This window comes from Providencia sp. PROV040 (assembly GCF_032706145.1).
Classification (GTDB): domain Bacteria; phylum Pseudomonadota; class Gammaproteobacteria; order Enterobacterales; family Enterobacteriaceae; genus Providencia; species Providencia hangzhouensis.
The window spans coordinates 1,437,769-1,460,148 of record NZ_CP120530.1 but is presented as its reverse complement, the minus strand read 5'-3'; the positions used below and the strand labels follow the sequence as shown (position 1 = coordinate 1,460,148).

20 protein-coding genes are annotated in these 22,380 nt (G+C 38.6%); 7 read left to right on the top strand and 13 right to left on the bottom strand.

The genetic code is table 11. The annotated features are described in order from the left end of the window. Positions 1–68: 68 nt before the first annotated feature. Positions 69–263 (bottom strand): hypothetical protein, encoded by a 195-nt coding sequence (locus P3L40_RS06630; RefSeq protein ID WP_228676962.1) that lies wholly within the window; start codon positions 261–263, stop codon positions 69–71. A gap of 140 nt (positions 264–403) precedes the next feature. Next, on the bottom strand, positions 404–1,027 hold the full coding sequence (locus tag P3L40_RS06625; protein WP_036958498.1) for an SDR family oxidoreductase: 624 nt from the start codon (positions 1,025–1,027) through the stop codon (positions 404–406). A 482-nt stretch (positions 1,028–1,509) separates the two neighbouring features. On the opposite strand from P3L40_RS06625, the gene P3L40_RS06620 reads away from it, so the two are divergent. The 3 genes from P3L40_RS06620 (at position 1,510) to P3L40_RS06610 (ending at position 6,779) form a co-directional block, all read left to right on the top strand. After that, positions 1,510–2,256, top strand: a complete 747-nt coding sequence (locus tag P3L40_RS06620; RefSeq protein ID WP_196731632.1) for a Slam-dependent surface lipoprotein — start codon at positions 1,510–1,512, stop codon at positions 2,254–2,256. Between the two features lie 79 nt (positions 2,257–2,335). Beyond that, a complete protein-coding gene (locus P3L40_RS06615) occupies positions 2,336–3,790 on the top strand; it encodes a porin family protein (RefSeq protein ID WP_210852385.1) in 1,455 nt (484 codons plus the stop codon). 25 nt (positions 3,791–3,815) lie between these two features. Further along, positions 3,816–6,779, top strand: a complete 2,964-nt coding sequence (locus P3L40_RS06610; RefSeq protein WP_136135168.1) for a TonB-dependent receptor plug domain-containing protein — start codon at positions 3,816–3,818, stop codon at positions 6,777–6,779. A 77-nt stretch (positions 6,780–6,856) separates the two neighbouring features. On the opposite strand, the gene P3L40_RS06605 is transcribed toward P3L40_RS06610, so the two are convergent. After that, positions 6,857–7,303: a GNAT family N-acetyltransferase gene (locus tag P3L40_RS06605; RefSeq protein ID WP_136135169.1), complete on the bottom strand. Its 447-nt coding sequence runs from the start codon at positions 7,301–7,303 to the stop codon at positions 6,857–6,859. Between the two features lie 810 nt (positions 7,304–8,113). Here P3L40_RS06605 and P3L40_RS06600 point away from each other — a divergent pair. The 4 genes from P3L40_RS06600 to P3L40_RS06585 all read left to right on the top strand — a co-directional run bounded on the left by P3L40_RS06600 (position 8,114) and on the right by P3L40_RS06585 (position 12,463). Next, the gene (locus P3L40_RS06600) at positions 8,114–8,869 is read left to right on the top strand and encodes a DUF3100 domain-containing protein (protein ID WP_272693262.1); all 756 of its coding nucleotides are present in this window, start codon (positions 8,114–8,116) and stop codon (positions 8,867–8,869) included. A gap of 12 nt (positions 8,870–8,881) precedes the next feature. Next, the gene (locus P3L40_RS06595) at positions 8,882–9,358 is read left to right on the top strand and encodes a hypothetical protein (RefSeq protein WP_094961301.1); all 477 of its coding nucleotides are present in this window, start codon (positions 8,882–8,884) and stop codon (positions 9,356–9,358) included. Between the two features lie 18 nt (positions 9,359–9,376). Beyond that, entirely contained in the window at positions 9,377–10,702 is a 1,326-nt protein-coding gene (locus tag P3L40_RS06590) for an amidohydrolase (protein WP_004262397.1), read from the top strand. Between the two features lie 582 nt (positions 10,703–11,284). After that, positions 11,285–12,463: a M20 family metallopeptidase gene (locus tag P3L40_RS06585; RefSeq protein ID WP_272693261.1), complete on the top strand. Its 1,179-nt coding sequence runs from the start codon at positions 11,285–11,287 to the stop codon at positions 12,461–12,463. A gap of 105 nt (positions 12,464–12,568) precedes the next feature. Here P3L40_RS06585 and P3L40_RS06580 read toward each other — a convergent pair whose 3' ends face one another. From P3L40_RS06580 to P3L40_RS06535, 10 genes are all read right to left on the bottom strand, one after another. Beyond that, positions 12,569–13,546 (bottom strand): LysR substrate-binding domain-containing protein, encoded by a 978-nt coding sequence (locus P3L40_RS06580; protein ID WP_196731629.1) that lies wholly within the window; start codon positions 13,544–13,546, stop codon positions 12,569–12,571. 390 nt (positions 13,547–13,936) lie between these two features. Continuing rightward, positions 13,937–14,185, bottom strand: a complete 249-nt coding sequence (locus P3L40_RS06575) for a helix-turn-helix domain-containing protein (RefSeq protein WP_004262407.1) — start codon at positions 14,183–14,185, stop codon at positions 13,937–13,939. Between the two features lie 215 nt (positions 14,186–14,400). After that, positions 14,401–14,931 carry a fimbrial protein gene (locus P3L40_RS06570; RefSeq protein ID WP_112307342.1) on the bottom strand — a complete coding sequence of 177 codons (531 nt, stop codon included), beginning with the start codon at positions 14,929–14,931 and terminating at the stop codon, positions 14,401–14,403. A 30-nt stretch (positions 14,932–14,961) separates the two neighbouring features. Continuing rightward, a complete protein-coding gene (locus tag P3L40_RS06565) occupies positions 14,962–15,492 on the bottom strand; it encodes a fimbrial protein (RefSeq protein WP_136134009.1) in 531 nt (176 codons plus the stop codon). Between the two features lie 211 nt (positions 15,493–15,703). Continuing rightward, positions 15,704–16,246 (bottom strand): fimbrial protein, encoded by a 543-nt coding sequence (locus P3L40_RS06560; RefSeq protein WP_004262414.1) that lies wholly within the window; start codon positions 16,244–16,246, stop codon positions 15,704–15,706. A 58-nt stretch (positions 16,247–16,304) separates the two neighbouring features. Further along, positions 16,305–16,868 carry a fimbrial protein gene (locus P3L40_RS06555; protein ID WP_036958503.1) on the bottom strand — a complete coding sequence of 188 codons (564 nt, stop codon included), beginning with the start codon at positions 16,866–16,868 and terminating at the stop codon, positions 16,305–16,307. A 20-nt stretch (positions 16,869–16,888) separates the two neighbouring features. After that, entirely contained in the window at positions 16,889–17,965 is a 1,077-nt protein-coding gene (locus P3L40_RS06550; RefSeq protein ID WP_136134008.1) for a fimbrial protein, read from the bottom strand. A 13-nt stretch (positions 17,966–17,978) separates the two neighbouring features. Beyond that, a complete protein-coding gene (locus tag P3L40_RS06545; protein WP_210852383.1) occupies positions 17,979–20,558 on the bottom strand; it encodes a fimbria/pilus outer membrane usher protein in 2,580 nt (859 codons plus the stop codon). A 102-nt stretch (positions 20,559–20,660) separates the two neighbouring features. Further along, complete coding sequence (locus P3L40_RS06540; RefSeq protein ID WP_210852381.1) at positions 20,661–21,365, bottom strand: molecular chaperone; 705 nt, start codon at positions 21,363–21,365, stop codon at positions 20,661–20,663. A 59-nt stretch (positions 21,366–21,424) separates the two neighbouring features. Further along, entirely contained in the window at positions 21,425–21,943 is a 519-nt protein-coding gene (locus P3L40_RS06535; RefSeq protein WP_004262424.1) for a fimbrial protein, read from the bottom strand. Positions 21,944–22,380: the final 437 nt, after the last annotated feature.

The following is a 22,380-nucleotide window of genomic DNA, read 5'->3' as shown; positions in this document are numbered from 1 at the left end:
CAACTATTATTAAATAAAGGGATATTGATAAATAATATCCCTTTTAAATCTGAGTCATAACACCTGAGTTACTGTAAAGAAATAAGTTTTTCACGGCTCAGCCCAGTGCTTTTCATTATTATCTCGATACTAACTCCTTGTTCCAAAAGATTCCGCGCCGTTGTTATATTTGCCTCTTCTTTGCCTTTTTGAAATCCTTCCTGCAGCCCTTCTTGCCGTCCTTCTTGTCGTCCTTTATCTTGCAATCGTTGCGCAATATTCATGATTGTCTCCTTATGCTTTTCTGTTTGTTCCCCTAAAACTTGAATAACTTGTTCAAAATTATGCGAGTCTAAGGCAATAAACAAATAATTGAGGATAGTTATGATGTCGTTGTCACTATGCAAAAAAATCCTTGGTTTTATTAAGAGGGTGTCAGACCGGGTTGTACCACGCTATAAATTTGTTTTTTCAATTCCCCTTGCTTAGCCAACTGGTAAACATGTGAAGCAACATCCGCGCGCATCACTAACCCATGAACTTCAACCTCTTGTTGAAGAACTGCTTTTCCCGTTGGTTCACCATGTAATAACCCACCAGGGCGAATAATCACATAATCTAACGAGCTAGTTTGTAGCCATGATTCCGCAAGGGATTTTTCTCTCACTGCCTGACCAAACGCAGCGCGTGACCGAGCAGATAAATAAGGCCATGAATCTCCACAGCCTAATGACGTAACTAACACCATGCGAGATATACCCGCTTGCTCGGCACAATCAATCACCGTACGGTGAGCTAAATAATCTTGCGTACCTCCCATGGTTGAAATAACTGTGGCATTTGTTCCTGCGGCATGGCATGCAGCTTTAACCACCTCGCTATCACAAGCATCGCCGATGAAAACTTGCACCCCTACAGCCTCTAACGCTGCTGCAGATTGCCTATTACGTACAACTGCGATGACAGGATGTTTCTCTGCTATTGCCAACTGAGCAATCTGATGGCCAACACCTTTTCCACCAGCGCCAAAAATTAACCATGGTGCCATTACTTTATCCCTTAGCATTTTGAGTAAATATTAATCTAATAGTGATCGGTAAAAGCTAAATTACCACACCATTAATGATAATGCGCCTTATTTTCATTTACTATTTTAATTTATTTAGCCCGCCATTGACTAGCGCCGATGATGAAACAGTAAACAACACTAACTTTAATGTTTTTTATGTAACTCTTTTAATCAAACACATTAAAATGTGACTAGTTTAACTTTTTTATTAAAAAATAATTATCATAAAAATTGATAAACCAACAAATTAATTACAAAAATAAATCGTAATATCAACAACTAACAATAAACTAAATACCACTATCCCATTGATACCCATAATTATTTTAATGTCAATGCGAAGAATTATCATTTGCATTTATATTATTATTTGATTTAATAACTCTCGTCATATATATGCGAAATAATAATTTCTTAATCAATAGTATCGTTAATATCTTTAATAAAAATGGAGTATTTCGATGAAAAAGTTAAATATTATCGCTCTAGCACTCGCAACCTGCACAATGACTTTTGGTGCTTCTGCAGCAATCGGTTCTGGGCAAAGCCAACCTTTCGATCCCAATGAACCTTCCATTCGTGTTGGAGCGACAGAAGGAACCGGTGGTGGACATGGTGGTGCTGCGGGTGATCCTGGTATTGGTGTGCAATCTGTTTACGGTGGAAAAATCATTTCATTCTCTGGGTTAACAAAAATGGCGCCAAAACAACCAGGGAATGAAGCACATGTGGTCTCTATGCCTAATAGCTCTGGTTCACATGACAAAATGGGCGTATTTAACTTTGCAAAAGTAGCAGATGCAGAAGTCTATTTCGGCGAATGGTCATCAACCGGACAAGCTAGTGACACAACACACACGGCTTACTACTCTGGTAAAGATGTCACCACCAATATGCCAACAGCGGGCACTGCGGAATACTCTGTTAAAGGGATAAGCCAATATAATGGAGGTGCCCTAGCCGCAGGTACTCTGACAGCCAACTTTGGAACTAAATCCTTAGCAGGGAATATTGGTTCAACCAATATTAATGCCACCATAAATAACAATGCCACTTTCGCCGGAGCGGCCACTCTTAATGGTGAATCAGGCTCAACAAATGGGCACTTCTTTGGCGACCAAGCTAAACATATTGCAGGGGTAACTGAATTTAGCGACCACAGCAAAGACATGGCCTTTGGTGGAAGCCGTGGGAATATCTCCCAGTAATCCGTAAATTAACCTCAGTGGCCAACTATAAAACGTGACAGGTAGTTGGCCACAGCCTTTTATTACCGAAGCTAATCCTATGCGATATCTGCTATTACCCCCTGCCATCATGATGCTTATGGTTGCGTTCTCTGCATTTCCAGCTAGCTTGGATACTGACCGAGAACAGTTGTTATGGCAAAAAGATAAACAAAATTATCGTGATAAAAGTGCAGTTGTCCCCAATAAAGATCAATTGCTACTCCCAGATGACCTATCAATAAAACTAAATGGGGAAAACTATACCCTAAAAAATAACGCTCAAGACTTAGGACAGGCAATTTATCTGGCAATCAACCATCGGCAATTTCAAGACGTACAACGCTTATTGCCTCGCTACCAGCAGCTAACTGATGCGGACCCATTGCTTATTTTATTTGCAAAAGCAGAAACTGCTAAAGCGCAAAACCATTACCCTGAAGCAATTGCCCACTACCAACAAATACTGGCACTTTCACCAAAGTTTCTTCGCATTAAATTGGAACTTGCCCGGGCTTATTTTGAAGATAATCAAAATAAGGAGTCTTTGGCTTTATTCCAAAATTTAATCAACGATGAAACACTCGCATTACCTGCCAGTGTAAAGCAAACAATTCAACAATTTATTGATGCTATAGAAAACCGTACTGCTTGGACAGGAAGCCTCTCTTTTGGCTATAAATACAACAGTAATATCAACCAAGTTCCTGATAAAAATAAAGTTTGGGAAACTCCGGGGGGAACCTGGAAAATGGCTAACCCTAAGTCATCGCCAGGGCTCACCTATGACGCAAGCCTAAGTAAAATTATTCCTATCTCGAGCAACCATTCCTTACAAATTAAGGGCACATCTTATGGCGACCGGTATCCTCACTATGCCGAGTTCAGTGAAAATACCTCTTCTTTGGCAACTTTATATCGTTTTAATGATGCAAATACGACTATCGCCTTTGGCCCATTAATTGAATTAAAAACGGTTAATGAAAAGCGCCGTTATTTAGGTATGGGCGGCAAAATTGAAGCCGACTACCAATTTACACCTCGGGTTATCCTCAGTACCTCCGCTGACTACCAACAACTTCATTACCAAAAACCGTATGACAGTGCTGATGGCGATCGAAGTAGCCTACATCTAACGGGTGTCTATGGTATTACCCCAGATACTTCCCTCTTTTTAGGGGCTGATGCAACTCGTCTCACGACTGAAGTTCGTAGTGATGATTATGACCAGCTAGGCATCCGAGGTGGCTTGTATACCGTACTCACACCCGATATTCATTTACTGGCACTCGCAACTTATCGAGAAAGCCAATTCAAGGCCTTCAACCAAATGTTGAATGTAAAACGCCATGATAAAGAAGCTATGTATTTTGCGCGACTCAGCTTTCCAAATTATTCATTGCTCACATTCACGCCTTATACCAGTTACCGCTTTCGTGACAATCGCAGTTCCGCGGATGGAATTTACTCCTACCACCAGCACGAAATTTCTATTGGGTTAGAAACCCGTTTTTAAGCGTTATGGCACAGAGAAAAACACTATGTATAAATATAAATTAACACCTATTACTACTGCAATTATTACTGCTCTTTTTATTCCAATAACCGCTTTAGGGGAAAAAGAAGAACACCTCGGCACCATTACCGTTCAAGATTCAGCAAAAACCATCAAAGAACGAGATCAACAAGGTTACGATGACCAATATGATGCCAAAGGTTCTAAAATTTATTTAGGAAAAGACCTTGTTGAACGTTATAAAGGCACCAGTACTGCAGATGTGCTAAATAGTGCAGTTGGTGTCTATAGCGGTGATGCGAGAAACAGTGGTGCGTTAGACCCAAATATTCGAGGGATCCAAGGGCAAGAGCGTGTTCCTGTCACGGTTGACGGCACAGAACAATCACTCACCGTTTATCGGGGTTATAATGGCGCAAATAACCGTAACTATGTGGACCCAAACCTCATTAGTAGCATTGAGATTGAAAAAAGTGGTTCTCTCGCTGGCGATATAAAAACCTCTGTCGGTGGAGGGATAGCCATCAGAACCATAGGGATAGATGATGTTGTTGCACCGGATGAAAAGTTTGGTGTCAGCTTAAAATTGGAAACCAGCAGTAATTCAACTCGTGAACGTATTCCCCACTATGGTTATGGCGAAGATTACCGAGATCACCCTGAGATTTATAAAAATAAGAACTCTGTCCTTTCCGACCCCGTTGTTAACATCACACCGAAATCCCGTGGAAATGCTCAATTTTTCAATTTTAAAGATAACGGAGGAAGGATCGCGGTTGGGACCCGACAAGAAAAATTTGATTTAATGGCCGCCTATGCTTATCGCCGGCAAGGTAACTACTTTGCGGGGAAAAATGGCGCTCACCGTTATAAAGAATCTGTTCAATTAAATGAACAACAAACAGTACAGCAACAACTTGGCCCAGACCCTTACTTACCTTTTGCCGCGAATGTATTTCGCCCCGGAAAAGAAGTGACTAATACCTCTAATGAGCTGGAATCCTATTTAGTCAAAACCAATTTATATCTCACTGAAAACCAAACATTACACCTTGGCTTTCGCCGGAGTGAAAGTACCTATGGTGAAATTATGCCTTCACGTTTAGGATTTGCTGAGCTGGAAGGAAAACAAGTATTACCACAATGGCCATTAGCTCACTTTACGGTCAATGCCTATAATGCGGAATACAAATGGAAACCTGATGATAATCAATGGATTGATCTAAATGCAAATGTGTGGATGACGCATTCGGTAGGAGATACCAACACCTCTGGTGGTTACCCACGAGAGCCTAAAGAACGTGATTGGGGGTTTGAATATGGTTATGGTGATGGAAGAGATCCTAACATTGATGGAACTTTAATTAATACCGCAGCAACCAATTCTGAAAATGACCGTATTGGATTTAATTTACGCAATACCATGGCGCTCACGCCCGATCTTGATTTAACCATTCGCGGCTCAATGCTCAAAGAAAAATTAGACTCTAACGACGTACCACCATCGCAAACGGCTAGCCCGTTTATTGCCCTTCCACGCAAAGGACATCGGCAAGAAACCAGTATTGCCTTTAACTTTAACTATCGTCCAACGAGTTGGTTGGAATTGGATGCTGGTGCAAAATATATTGATGGCTGGACAGAGGATGATTACTTAAAAGAGCAAATGCGCAATCGAACCAAAGGTTTTCAAAACCCTGATGAACGACTTGCAAAACAGATCAATTACAACCGAATTTTAACTCAAGAAGAATATAATAAGGCTGTTGCCAATGGTTACCAACCCTTCAATGGTGCCTATCAAAACAAACAAATCTTACTCAAAACAATAGGACTTGATGATACAAACTATACCGTTTACATCACCAAGAGAAAAAACTCTCAGCACCCAGAAGAAAATGGCGTTTTAGACGTTAATTTCCGCACTGAATGGAAATCAGATAACGATGGGCGCTATACCACCAAAACGAACCCTTTCCATAACGGAACTTTTGACTCTCAAGCTCGCGCAGTAGACCCAGTAACCGGTAAAGAAGTTTATGTGTATGGTTCAAGTTACTCACACCCATCAGATGACATCAAACGTGAACTTACTGAAGAAGAAAAATGGAAATTCTCAGGCAAGCAAAAAAGCCATGGCTGGGCCCCCGCTTTTGGTGCCAATATTTGGTTGTCTGATAACGACCGGGTTTATGCACGTTACATTGAAACAGTACGCTTACCGAGTATCTTCGAAAGTAGCATTGGATTTGCAGGCGAAAGTGAAGCTCGTAAAGAGAGGATGGCATTTAAACCCGAACGTGCAAAAACCTTTGAATTTGGTTATTCACGTAATTTACAGGGTTTCCTCGGAGCAGAACGCCATGCCGATGTTAAAATAGGCTATTACCATACGGTCATCGAAAATGCATTTGACCGCGATGGGCGTCTTAATTTCGTTCAAGTAAAAGAACATAAAACCGCAGGGATTGAAGCCTTAGCTCGCTACGATAATGGTGGGGTATTTATGGATATTGGTGTTGATTACCGCCTCAAAAATGAAGTTTGTGATGACTCCGCGCCCGCTAATTTAGACCCAACTAACCGTTATAATCTCTCCCAATGTACAACAGCAGGTTTCCCCGGTGGCTTTTTACGCACACAATTACAGCCTAAATATGCGATTAACTCCAACCTAGGCATGCGCTTTATGGATGAAGATCTCGAAGTGGGAACACGTTTACGTTATACCAGTAGTGTGCAAAATAAAGATGAACGCAAACTGATGCAACAGTTCCCGGGAAGTTATTCGATGGCGAACAACAGCCCAATGCACTGGACACCCACCTTTACAGCGGATGCCTATGCAAGTTACCAAATTGACAAAAATATTAATGTCGAATTCTTAGTAACCAACTTAACTGATCGTTATTATATCGACCCACTGACACGTAGTATGATGCCAGCCCCGGGCCGCACACTACGCTTAGGATTAAATGCGCAATTTTAGATAAATACTGCCGATTTACCGCTCTATAAATATCCGCTGCTAACTTTAAGTTAGAGTGGATATTTATCACTTTAGTATCAGAAAAATAACCGCATAATAGTTTCATCAAATTCATCTTGCTCAACAACAGAAAAGCCAAATTGTTCAAAAAAAGGTTTCATGATGTCATTACCTTCGACATAACAAATTGATACGGACTTATATTTGCCCAAATTTTTAATTTCCTCGAGAACTAGCGGAATAGCCTTAGAACCAAAACCTTTTCTTTGATGTTTTATATCAATCATCAATTGGTCAATAAACACTTCTTCAGGCCTACCATTTTCATGGTTTGAATAATATTGAACAAAGCCAACAGGCTCATCATCAACATAGATACCTCGATTAATATAATAATCAAAAAATTTTGAGGCTGCGATTGACTCTGAGTTAAGAGCGACAAAGTCTTCCTGCACTTTGGTTATTTCGAGGCATATGATATCCACCCAATTGTCTTTGGTGATATCTTTTAGGGTAATGGCCATAAACACCTTGCATTAGATTTACCGATTACAATACCGTTGTGATAAAAAGATGACTCACCATAAATTAACAATAAATACTTTTTTGTTCGCGCCATTCGTGCCTTTGTATTTTTTGAGATGCTATAAACAAATAGCAGTTGATATGTTACGGATAACATTAATATCAGCATTTAGACTAAAATAAAATTTCGACTCATTTATTGCTTTCTAATTAATGAATATTCAGAATTGCGATCCAAGTCAAATATCACTGCCAAATACACTATTATTGTAATTTATCAAATTTTTTTGAAAGAAAAACAAAAAAATGCATTGGTTTATTAAACCAATAATTAAATTTAAATCAGATTAAAGTAGAACCTAAAACCAAAAAATACAACAACAAAACCCAAGAATCCTTCAATTTTCACCATTATGCAAAATAAATAAAAATAAACCCTTTTCATATAAAAATACATAAAACCTGAACAACCTCACATTTATTAGGTATTTGATAACTCTTCGCATTAATGCATCTGAAAATAAAAATCACTTATGAAACAACATGTTAAAAATTTAATAAATTTTCGTATCGCACTGAAAAATAAAAATATTTTTAATATTGAAATGCGAAAAATAATTCAAAGACTCCATTTTTATTAATTATTTTAATTTATTGATTTTAACCATGCCTTTTCGGCATGGCTAAGAGACTTTTGGAATATTGTCAGGAAAATAGTTTCATGGATAGTATGAATACGAAAATGATGCATTTTTATTATAAATATATACGAATAACTCTTAAAAACATTTCCAATGAAAGGTAACACTATGGGTATATTAAAAGATAGTAAGTTGCTTTTGGTTAGCTTACTTATCATTCTTCTTTCGGAAGCTATAGGGCAAATTAAAATCAGTTTAGTTATGGTTTTTCCAATGCTTTATTCCATGTTGATGGGTGGTATTATCAGTTTTCCAAAATTCAAAATTCTCAGCGAAAAAAACATGGCACACGCTAGCTCTATAATGAGTGTCGCGTTAGTTATCTTAATTGCAAAATTAAGCACCTCCGTTGGTGCATCTTGGGAAAAAATTATTCAAGCCGGTGGCGCATTAATATTGCAAGAAATCGGTCACTTTATCGGTACCATTTTACTTGGTTTACCACTTGCTATCATGTTAGGCATGGGTCGTGAACCTAATATTGCCATTATCGAAGCCAAATATGGTTTAAGTTCACCAGAAGGCCGCGGTGTTATGGCAATGTATATTTGCGGAACATTGTACGGAGCCGTTTGGATGGGCATCATCGCCAGTGTTATCGCTGGACTCGATATTATGAGCCCTCTCGCTTTAGCAATGGGAGCCGGGGTCGGAAGTGGCTCGATGCTAGCTGCGTCAGTCGCACCATTATTGGAGCTTTATCCTGAACACGCTGCGGATATTCAAGCATTTTCATCCTCCGCAAACTTGATGTCTTCAGTATTAGGTCTGTACATCTATATTTTCTTCTCCTTACCGTTTGCCTCTTTCTTATACAACAAGTTGAAAAGAAAACGTGCAACAGCATCAGCAGATACAGAATAAGGATATAAGATCATGAAAAAGATGGCAGAAATTGCAATAATCATCGTGTTAGTCATCATCTTCACTTCACTGGGTGATGCACTCGGCGGTTCAATTTATGGCCGCGGTAGCTTTGGCACAGTCTTTAGTGACTCACTTATCGCCATGGCATTATTAGGGGGGATGTCATTTGTGGCATACTTAATTGCACAAATCCCGCCATTAGGTAAGTTACCTGTAATTTTCTGGGTATCTTTAATTGCTGCCGGTTTGTGTTCACCGTTATTCCCTTACGATAAAGAAATGATCGCAATGACAGGTAAAATATCACTTGCTGTTATTAGTACGACGGTACTTGCATTTGCCGGTCTTTCACTCGGTAAAGATATTGATAAATTTAAAGCTATTTCATGGCGCATCATCCCAGTTTCACTGGCGGTCTTTACGGGAACATTCTTATTCGCTGCACTTATTGGTCAAGTGACACTTTCATGGAGCGGCGTTATCTAACAAGAGGAAATATTTACCATGACAATGACCAAAGACCAATTGAAAGCCATCGTCTGCGAGACAATTGCATCCCATAAAGGGGATATAAAGAAATTAGCAGATGATATTTGGGCAGAGCCTGAGCTAGGCTACAAAGAAATCAAAACAGCAAAAAAAGTGGAAGCTGCATTTTCTGCGCTAGGCGTTAATTACCGAAACCAACTCGCATTAACAGGTGTTAAGGCGCGCCTTAAAGGTGGAAAAGGGAGTAAACATAGTATTGCTGTGATTGGTGAGCTCGATGCGATTATTTGTGCAGAACACCCAGAAGCCGATGATTTAACGGGTGCTGCCCATTGCTGTGGGCACAATGCCCAAATCGCTAATATGATGGCTGTGACTATTGGTCTGGTTAAGTCAGGTGCTATGCAATACCTCGCGGGAGACGTCGTTCCTTTCGCCGTTCCCGCTGAGGAGTATGTTGAACTGGCTTATCGTAATAAACTGATTGAACAAGGAAAAATTAGTTATATCGGCGGTAAGCCAGAGCTGATATCCCTTGGTGAATTTGATGATATCGATATGGCGATGCAAATTCATTTAACCAGTGTCAAACCAGAACGTGATACCGGTTTTATTGAAATGTCGACCACCACCAATGGGTTTATTGGCAAGTTGATTAATTACAAAGGGAAAGCATCTCATGCTGCGGCTGCCCCTCACTTAGGTGTCAATGCCCTCAATGCCGCAATGATGGGGATTATGGGAGTGAATGCGATCCGCGAGACCTTCCAAGAAAAAGATTATATTCGTTTTCATCCGATCATCACGCAAGGCGGCGATTTGGTCAATGTCACCCCAAGTGATGTCCGTATGGAAAGTTATGTCCGAGCGTCAAATGTCCCTGCAATGATTGATGCGAATGAGCGTATTACTCGCGCATTGGTTGCTGGTGCAATGTCTGTCGGTGCAGAGGTAGAAGTCAAAGATTTACCGGGTTACCTCCCACTGTATAACAACGATACGTTGAACCATTTGTTGCAGCAAAATGCCCATGACTTGATTGGTGAAGAAAATGTTTGGGTTGCTGGGCACATGACGGGAAGCACGGATACAGGTGACTTATCACATATCATGCCAGTGAGTCACCCATGGATTGGCGCAATTCGTGGTGGTTTGCATGGTAAAGATTACGTTGTTTTTGATGATGATATGGCCTATATCCGCCCAGCTCAAATGATGGCAATGGCAATTATTGACCTGTTATTTGATGATGCATCCCAAGCTGATGAGATGTTAGCTGATTACACCCCATTAATGAGCAAAGAGGAATACCTCTCATTTATCGGCTCTTTTAAGAACTAATTATTAAAATATTCCCCTTATTGCTATGTTAATTATAATAAGGGGAATATGATTTTTTTAGCTTTTATCCCACCTTTAAAATTTTTTCTTCGCATTAATTTAATTTCTTTTTACATTCACCATCTCATTTAAAAAATTTCTAAAATCATGCCAATCACCGCCCTACTTTAAATAAAAAATTTAACTTAAACCCTATTCAGGCTCGCTTTAAAATATAAATATCCTTAATATTAAAATTGAAAAATAAAATCATAACAAATTGATATAAAAGGATTTTAATTGAAATGATGATTTTTTATTATTATTTTAATAAATTACCATCCTTATTATTCATGAGCCATGCAATACTGATATGATATAAACACGATCTCCGTCACGCTCAATTTTTTAATATCCACGCTAAAATTGACCCTATAAATTGATAGATAAAAAATAACGAGTAGAAGTAGAAATCACCCTATGTCTGAATCTAGTTTTTAAAATACACATAAATTAAATGAGCGTGCTGTTCATTATTCCATGCTCACACCAGGGGCCTTTTAACAGCATTAAAAACGCTTTTTGTATACGGGATAAAACATAATGACCAATAAATACAATATCAGTGAAAAGCTCTTTGCTTTAGAAACATTTAGCAAAAAAACACGTCAGGATTTACATAAAATCCCTGAATTGTCTGGGCAGGAATTCAAAACCTCACAATATTGCCGTGAATTGATGGAAAGCTTTGGATATAACATTCGTTTATTCGAAGGCTACACTGGTTTTACCGCTGAATTGATTGTCGACCCAACAAAGCGCTTGATTGCCTATCGTACTGACATTGATGGCCTTGAAATGCCTGATTTAACGTGCAATGAGCACAGTTCTGTCCATGAAGGTTGCGCTCATAACTGTGGACATGATACCCACATGACCATCGCCTTAACGGCAGCAAAGTACCTCAGTGAAAACCGTTCTGAACTCACCCATAACGTCCGTTTTATCTTCCAAATGGCAGAAGAAGATATGCGTGTGCCAGGTGCTAACAAAATGGTAGAAATGGGGTGTATGGAAGGTGTCGACGAAGTTTACGGCCTACACAATGATGCTGCATTTGAAACGGGTTATATTAAATTCAATTCTGGGGTTATGTCTTCATACGGCTCAGCGTGGACACTAGATGTCCAAGGTGTTTCTGCTCACGGTTCAACCCCTCATAAAGGGTTAGATGCTATCCGCGAAGCAACGCGTATCATTGATTATATGGACTACATTGTTGCCAAAAAGACTGATCCTTTCAGCCCCGCCGTATTTGGTTGCGGCATGATTAACGGCGGAACCATCCCAAATGCGCTGGCGGATCATGTGCAAGCACGCGGAACGATCCGTTCAATGGATGAAGAAACGGACAAAATATTAAAAGCCAGCTTCCATGAAATTGTGGCTCGTAGTGAAGCCGGTGGGTTTAAAACAACACTGGAAGCCAGCGGATATCCTGCCGTTGTCAACCACCCACAAGCAGCCAAAGTGATTTATGATGCCGCTGCCGCCTTCTTACCGATTGAGCAGATTGATTCAAATGGTAAGCCAATGACTGGCAGTGAAGACTTCAGTTATATGATCAATGCCACTAAAGATAAACTCGGAGCCATGTACTTCTTAGGAAGTGGTAATCAAGCAAAAGGGATTAATAATTACTTACACGCTAACCCTTATTTTGTTGATGACGATTGTTTACTGATTGGCGCTCAAATCTTTATTAATATTGCTACTCGTTAGAATAACTCTATACACACAGTAATACTAAAGCCGAGTAAATTGAAGTGACCCCCAATAGTTGGACAATCAATTACTCGGCTTTTTTCTTAGTCATTCACTTATAAGTTACAATTCTGGCAATTCTCGGTATAACTGATCACGCTCGCTTTGTTCTGTAGGTACCCATTGATTCGGCTGATGAATATAATTCAAATCAAGGTGAGGTGCGTAATGAGAGATAAAATCATACATATAATCTTTTAAATGCATGTGCCGATTAATACATACATGTGTATAACTTGGTTTTACTAAGTGACTGATATCAATACAACGTAATGCTTCGCTATCTTCCTCTGGGTCAAAAGCCACGGTTGAAATAATACCAACCCCAGCACCCCGTTTTACATAGTATTTAATAATTTCAGTATCTACGGCAGTTAAAACAACATTTGGCGTTAATTTATGTTGATAAAAGACTTGGTCGAGCTTTGAATGCCCTGTAAAACCAAAAACATAAGTAATTAGCGGGTAGCCTGCAAGGTCTTCAATCTTAAGCTGTTCACATTGAGCCAATGGGTGGTCATGTGGAACAATAATACTGCGAGACCATTGGTAACAAGGCATCACCAATAAATCATCATAAAGGTGCATAGACTCGGTCGCAATGGCAAAGTCCACATCGCCATTGTTTACCATCTCTGCAATCTGAGCGGGCGCACCTTGATGGAAATGCAAAGAAATATTGGGATAGCGTGCGTTAAAACGCTCAATCACTTGAGGCAATTTATAGCGGATCTGTGTGTGAGTTGTTGCAATATGCAGGTTTTGTTTTATCGTCGAGTCTTCATGAGACACGATACTTTTAATTTTATCGAACTGCGCAAGAATATCACACGCAACATGATGAACTTTTTCGCCAATCGGACTCAGCGATAATAAGTTATTATTTTTTCGATTGAATAATGAAACGTTTAACTCATCTTCCAATATTTTAAGTTGCTTACTGACAGTTGGCTGAGAGGTATACAATTTTTCAGCCGCATTAGTGATATTAAAATCACTCCTCACTACTTCAACAAAGCTTTTAAGCTGACTAATGTTCATTACTGGGGTATCCAATGTAAAATGGATTAAAAATAAGATTTAAAAAGTATAGCTGTAGCACAATATTTTTGTGCGATTATTATACCATAGGCAACCAGCCAGCTAGAAGCATCCTTTTAGCATTGCTGAGTTCACATTTACATTTTTCACAAGATCCCCAAATAATACCGTTTCTATTCGTCCCAAAAAAATATAATACTGCTATAACCATAGCAATATATGTAAACTAAACATACTTTTTTATAAAACAGACAGATATACTAAATAAGCATAGGAGCTTATTTTTTGCCATCTTTTTTGATGCTTTCATCAAGTATAAACAGATTATGTCTACATATATTGATTCTTAATAGCTCCTCTCTCAAGAAGCTATTAAATTTAATATTCAACTTATAGTGGGTAGCCAAGATCAGTTTCATGCCCCAAAAAGTAATTTAAGTCACATTCCAGTATATTTGCAAATATACATAAACGATAAATAGTGAAATTCTGTGTTCCTCTTTCATAGCGTGAAATTTGTTGTTGGCTCAAGCCTGATTTTTTCCCCAATGTACTCGCAGACCAACCTAAAAGAAGGCGGCGTTTGCGAACCTGCTGCCCAATAAAACTATTAGAAATTTCAGTGTTATATACGCTCATACGTACTGTCCTAATTATAACGACACTATTATTTTTAGTGTTGTAGCCTTAAAGTTTAACGCCCTGATATGCTATAAAAAAGCGTATTCGAGATTTACAACTTCCAATAAACTTATATTTCTCAAATAAAAAAACAATCATAAACTCATATAATAAAAGTTATTAAACCATTATTATCAGATTAATTAATACACTATTATCTTTCTATATTAAAATTAACGATAATTAACGCTAAACTCTGCATTTACATTCACTTTACCGTTAGTGATATCACTCGTCTTAATTAATGCACCATTATATGTTAATAATTGTTCACTACTTGATGAATTAAAACGCCATGTCACTACTTTACCTGAAGGGTTCTGAACATCCCCATTTGTTGATTTAATACGCAGAGCTATTCCTTTCGCTGAATCTTGACTCGTAGAATCTAATGCAAAATAATCTGCATTAAAACTATCTGGGGTACCACTCATCGAAACATCAGCAACTGCGGTTGATTCACAATTTTGTAGTTTAATCGTAAATGGTTTCTCGGCTACAACACTTCCTGAAGGGTAACTCACCGGCACATTGACCCTTTTAAAATCAACAGTTTGATCTTTTGATCCGGTATCAACCTCGCATCCCATCAATTTTATTTTGCCTTTAATCTGAACAGAAGCATCCAAAGCCAGTGCCCCTGATGAAAAGAAGCTTATACCTGCAACTAAAACAGTTCCCCTGAATAAACGGCTTATGTTCATCCTCTCTCTCCCATATTAAATAGATATTATTTATTGATACCCAATACTGATATCAATACTCGCTTGTGCGAGACCACCATCAACATTCCCTGTTTTATACAAAGTGGCTTCATATTCTAATGGCTGTGCCGTTGATGACCACTCAACAACTGTACCATCGGGTTTTTGCTTTTTATTCTTGTCCCCTTTTACGTTCACACCATAAACCAACCCTTGCGCACTGCCAGTGCCACTATTAATGGCAAAGTATTCAGAAAAGCCGGTATCAGCCTTACCAGACATACTCACAGAAACTTTATTAATTGTTCCCGCGCAATTAGATAATTTCAATGAAAATGGTTGAGTAACCAAGCCAGAAAGACCTGTTCCACTTTTCGTCGTTGTTACTGTTTTAAAATCGATTTCTTGATTCTTACCACTATTTCCAAATTCAACATCACACCCTGTAACAATTGCATTTCCAGTAAAATTTAACGATAAATCACTAGCTGATGAAAATAGAGGGCATAGCGAAAAAACTATGCCAAAAATATAACAATACCTATACGAATATAATTTCATAATCAGTCCAAATAATAATCGCAAATCAAAATTAACGAATAAAGATGCTAGTTCTTGAATTAATCATTGCCTTATAATATGCATATAAATTATTGAATCACTTCTATAGTAAAAGTAGATAAATTAAACTTCTTTGTCGTTTTAAGAGAATAAAACGACAATGCCATCAGTTATTTTAAATATCTATAACACCATTCAATCTATTAATATTTTATTTATATGCTACGCTAACTTCGGCAACTGAACGAACATCCCCCCCGGTTATCGTATCTAACGTTTTAACTAATTCAGCACGATAAGGTAAAGTCACGCTAGCCCCTGAAAGACTTCCCCAAACAACCGTATCACCGACTGGCTTCTGGACTTTTTCTCCACCAGTTGTTTTCGCAATAATCTTAACACCAACGCCTTTGGACATATTTGCACCTTTATCAATCGCAAACAGTTCTCCACCCGCGAAATCCGTATCAGCAGTACCTTTCATTGAAACATCAATGCCCTTCAAGTCTGCACAATTTTGAAATTGCAGATTAAAATCTTTTTTAGCTATTGAGCTCCCTTTGACCGCATTTTTAACTACGGTAACATCTGAAAAGTCAACTAATTGGTCTTTACCTGTGCCTGTTGAAATATCACAACCCGCCAATTTTATTGTTGCTTTCAATGTTAATGTTGCATCAGCCGCTTGTGCGCCTGAAATTAAAGCGATACCTGCCATAGCGCTTATTAGCGTTAATACAAAAGTTTTTTTCATTTATATAACCTTTGGTTCTATATTATTAGAAGTAATATTTTTAAATAGATAATTTATACTAATTATATTTCACAGTAACATTCACAAGCCCAGTAATTGCCCCTGCAGTTACTGCACCGGTTTTATATAATGTGGCTTTAAAAGGAATATTATTTGTTGCCGCTGTGTTTGCCCATAAAACCTCTTTTCCTGGTGATTGAACAGTTTTTGCTGTATCTGTTCCCTTAATACCAACCGCTAAGCCACCGGCTTTCCCCGCACCTTCATCGATAGAATAGTAATCAGCAAATCCCGTCACAGCTTTGGTTGTATCCATCACTAAGCTGATATTCTTAAGGTTCACACAATTGGTAAAATCTAAAGAAAAATCCACATCTTTTAAGGCCGAAGACCCTGTCCCACCAGCTGCCGCTTTCGCCAAATCCACAGTACCGAAAGCAATTGCTTTTGTTTTACTACTAGCTGAAATATCGCACCCTGTTACTGTTACATTACCACTAAAGTTCAACGTAATATCCGCTGCATGTGCTGCACCGCTAACTGCAATCAATAATGATAAAACACCCGCTTTTTTCATTGTTGACCATGGGAAATTACGACTATTTTCCATTGCCTTACTCATAATAGTTATCTCCATTGTTATTATCTAAAGTCTAAACGCACAGTTACAATTGATGAATATTTACCAACCGCAGGGGCTAGACCAGTACTACTGAAAGGGTAAGTTTTGATAGTTACCGAACCATTTTGATTAGCATCTAATTGCAAAGGGAGTTTCCCTGTAGTCGGTGTTAAGCGACCATTAGGTCCTTCTATTGCAATAGCAATATCTTTATTATCCGTACTAAAGCCATCAGTAGTACTATTTGGGTCAGCAGCACCAATAAAACGCATATCTAAATTTGCATAAGCGTCCATATTTGAGCATTTTATGCTTAATGTTTTAGATTGCGGAACCATGCCTGAAGGCATTTCACCTTTACCCGCCTTCACAAAATTTTGTTGTGATGTATCATTAAAAGAGATTGATATATTCTGCCCAGCATCAATTTCACATGACTGTGGAGCAGTCACAGATACATTCAACCCAATTAGTGCAATAGGGGGGCCTGAAGTATTACTAATTAATGATGCCTTAAGGTAATATATATCTGAAATACTAAAAGAAACGTTCCCGACAAATGCTTTCTTTATATAAAGATCCATTTTCCCAGAGCCACCACTCGACACACTTGTAGTTAACCGAGCAGCATTGGAGCACATTTCTGGAGTATTGTTAGATATGGGGCCAAAAGGTACTCTATGATATTGCATCCCCCCAACATTAGCGTTCCAAATTGCCACTTCTGTTCTAATATCTAGGTATTCATTTACAGAGTACCAGCCTGGGGCATGTCCTTGAGTTATTCCTGCAGCATATTCCCCCCAATAATATGTTGAGTTAATCTGCGTATTTGCTGGAAAACAAAAACACTCTACCTTATAAATAAAACCATTCTCTTTCCAAGTAAACTGGGATAAAAGCTCTGTTCCTACTTTATTAAATGACGCACCAATATCCCCCTGAAGAGTGGCGGTATACCTTCCTGGCCCATCAGCATGTGGTCGACAAATACCATTATTAGCAAATGCACTATATGGAACTACCAGCAATGAAGAAGTTAATAAGCTGGAAGCTAACAATAACTTGGACATACGAGTGCTAAATAACTTTCTCATTATAATCCCCTAATTACTGGCATACGGCTTGAGTTTGAATAATGCCAATAGTATCTTTACTCTTTGAATTGACAGGTAGTTGGTAATTAACAAAGCAACTTTGCGCTGCCTGACGTCCCCATTTAACTTCCAGTTTGCCGCTTTCTGGTAACCCACTCATAAATAACTGTCCACCTTCTCCTACTATGGAGCTATTAACCGCTTTCCCGTTGTTTTGAACTAACTGTACAGATGCACCAAAAGGTATCACTGTGCCATTTTTATGTTTTAGTGTGATTAAAGCTCGGTACCCTATCTGAGTAATAAACTCAACTCTAGAAATCGCCCCTTTACTCGGCACAACACTCTTAGCACTTTCTTGTAATTCCACATTGTCACCCAATGTTTTTGTATCTAACTCAACATGGTTAAATCGATAGGCTTGAGCAAAAGGCAATACGGCATAACCCCGCCAGTCGGTTTTAACACCGGTATAGCCTGTAACATTGGTATTTGCAGCACCTGAAGCTTTCACTAAAATTGCAGTTTCATTAATTGGTTGGGAAAGTGTTACACCATCCCCATGGATTAAAACACCACCTTCAACACCATAATTTAACTGCCGAGAATCTTTACTATAGTTATAACCAAAGTTCATATTACCGTAGCCGCCTCGGTAATTAAGACTTACACTACCACCATTACCTTTCCCCTTAGTACCATAACTTTGTTGCACGTTATAACTTAGGTTATTGTCATCAAGTAATGTGCCTGATATCCCCGCTTGGTGAGTTGTTGGCCCATGGCGCTGGCTAACCATATTGTAGGTCGCCCATGTGTTAGGTAATAACGCAGAGAGCGGAAATGAACCATTGAAGCTGAATATTTGGTCTGTCTCTCTTTGGTTTGGATATGTTGCTCGACTATATGAAATGCCGTAATTTAAAGGACCCCAGCTATTGTTATAACCTACTTGCAATCGAGTTTGCTTACCTTGCCCTTTCCAGAAATCTTGTCGGTTAGCAGAAAAATAGATAGACCCTAAGTCTTTACCTAGCTGCTGTGTTAATGTTCCTTCAAGGCGATAGCGTCGGTGATAAGAATAGCGGCTATCATCTGCGAGATCCCAATCTTGATATCGACGCTCAACGGCTTCTTGGAAGGTATAAAACCCTTCCGTTGAGTAACGGTATCCTAATAAACGAAAGTCCGTTCCCGTATTTGCAAAAGATTTAGAGTACAGTAAGCGATAAGATTGGCCTGTAGAACCATTACCATATCGTGTTACATCTTCACTATGAGCTGTCGTAATATCAAAAGAATATGCACCAAAATCGCCAATATTCTGACCAATCCCTAGTACCAGAGAACGGTAGCGTTCTGCAACTTGCACACCACTATAAGCGGTCAAGCTATTTAGGATCCCCCAAACAAGTGAGCCCTGCGTTATAAATGGCCGCTGGCTACTGTGGCCATTACGATATTGCCCCGCTGAAAATGCGTACTTAATTTGCCCTTGACGACGCAAAACAGGCACACTCGCAAAGGGTTGAATAAAGCTCTGGATTGTTCCATCCGACTCTTTTATTTCTACTTCAAGGTCGCCACTCGCGGCGGTTGGATACAAATCAGTGATAGCAAATGGGCCAGGAGCCACATAGCTCTGGTAAACGGTATATCCGTTTTGCTTAATCGTCACCGTCGCATTAGTACGCGCAATCCCACGCACCACGGGTGCATAGCCCTTCAGGCTATCCGCTAGCATGTCATCATCGGTACCGATTTGTGCACCACGAATCTGTACACTGTCGAAAATATCGCCAGGTGTATAGGTATCACCCATAATTATTTGCGACTTCAACTGAACAATATACCGCTGGAGATAGGTATTAATATTTCTCCAGCTATTATTACCATTACTACTGTTCCACGTTGAATAATTGCGTAAGCGCCATGCCCCCACGTTAAGCCCAGAACGTAAACTCAAAAAATAGCTATCACTCGACTTATCACTAATATGACTGCCTGTGTTCGTCGAGTTACTCCCTGTAAAGCTATAGTTTGTTAGTAGTGCGGGGATCCCTTCATCCCACATTGACGGATCAATCGTTCCCTTTGCTAAATTGGTCAAAGATGCTTGTGGAAAGCTTAAATACAATCTCTGTTGATTAAAATCAAAATGAGATGATGCATAAGGGATAATTTTCTCAAAAGCCGAGAATGGCTTGCATTGAACGGGATCCTTTCCATATTGTGCTAACTGTGGAAAAGCTTCAACACGTACACCGTAAGCTTCTAGTTGCTCATATGAAATGCAAGGCTCAAGTGCTACGCTATCAGATGAATAGCTTGCTTTATTCTCTCTGGTACTGAATTTTATATTCTGTTTCGCTACTGATTGTTCATTAACATAAATATCAACCAAATACTCACCAGGTAATTGGTCTACATCACCTTTTGATAATAAAGAAAAATCCGCAACGCTATTACTATTAATATTTTCTAAAAATTGAGAGTTAAACAATTCTTTGGCTAAAACAGGATAGGCGCTAAATATTCCCAATGTAATGCAAGAGAAGGCCAAAAAATTCTTTCTATATCGTGTTTTGTTCATTCCCTCGTTCCCTCTAATAATTATATTGCGCAAAAAATTCCCTATAAAAAACCAATAATAAAATGCATTAAACGTTATTATTTTATTTAATATTTTGCTTGTTTATTGAAGTATTGCTTTTTGCAATTCAGAAGTGCCGCCATAATCATTGATAGTTGTAAATACTATCTGAGCACCTATATTTACTTTTGATGGTAGTTTATAGCTAGTACTGCTCATCGGGAGGACAAGGTCGACTTTATCTATTTCACTACCATTCACTTTCACTTCACTTAATGTGACAGAAAAAGGTGTATTATTAACTATACGCAAGCTATCACCCTCTTTTTTCCATACTAGAGCCTTATAGGAATCCATTGGGTTACCTTTCAAACCAGCAGGTCTATAGAATAATTTCATTCTAGTTTTAATTGCTAGTTGTAAAGTATTAGCACTTTCTTCAGCTGGAGCGGGTGGAATAGCTTTTACATTGACATAATAAACCGATTCGCTATCTTCAGGTAAATTTCCGCCAGCACGTACAATACGCAACATATTTTCTTTAACAGGGTCTAGTTTAAAAAGTGGCGGTGTTATAATAAATGGAGTCTTATTATTCCCTGAGGCATCTTCAACCCAAGACTGGATTAAATAAGTACTTTTATCATTATTATTTTTTAAACTAAGATTAGCTTCTTTCTTTGAGCCATCAAATACAACACGGGTGGCACCAACAACAACACCACCAGCAGCATAAATAGAGAAACTAAAACACATGAGTAAAAAAACAAGTATTAACTTATTAATAAAAAGGCTATTAAGAATCATTACATCCCCTTCGAACAAAAAGCAGGCCACCAACATAGTGGCCTGAAGGAAATTCAATATTATTTATATGTCAGGTTGAAGTCTGCTGTTGCATTAGCAGAACCCGCTTTCACATCTTTCTTAGTAGAAACATAAGCTGCTGAGAAATAAAGAGTATTTGAACCAACTTGTAATGCAGTATCAGCTGTTGCTGTACCTAAAGCCAATTTTTTACCTTTACTGTCATAAATTGCAATACCAACGTTTTCAGCTGCACCTTGGCCGCCATCAAGTGCTAAAAGTGTTGCATCATCCCCGTTAGTTTGGCCAGCGAATGAAACTGAAACATTCTTAAATTGAGTTACATCACAAGTCAGCAAGCTGATTTGGAATTTTTTATCCGCTGATTTAGCTCCTGCATCTGCGAATGTAGCTGTTTTAACTTGAGCCATTTGAACAGTTTGGTCCCAAGAGTTCTGTGCTACCTCACATGGTGCAGTCACGATATCACCTACGAATTTAACTGTACCGTCTTTAGCATTAGCAACTTGACCAACACAAAGCGCAGCAAAAATAGCAGTAGCAATAATCTTTTTCATTTCTAATTCCTTTTTTACTGAATCAATATATAACCCAGTGTTAAAATATTTAATTTATTAATATATTATGGTTATCACTACCACATTAATTCCCATTAATGTCTGTGGTACCTGTTTAATCCATTAACTTATTAATCCTTATGCTATTAATCTGTCAAATAGAAATAGCTAGGTACACTCTATGTAGTGAAATAGAGAAAAACATAGTTTCGTAAAGTTGGTTTCCATGATCGTCATTATCTATTAAAATTATATCATTCACCTCCTAGGTTTAGTTTGGGCTAATCTAATTATTAAGAATTGAAGGCTCTATTGTATTTTCCATAAAACAGTAGAGACATCTGAACACAGCCACAGTGCATAGGTGTATTTTGAGAGGAATAGCCATAAAATGTAATAAGACAAAAAAGCAATTTATGTAAGTTAATTATTAAATT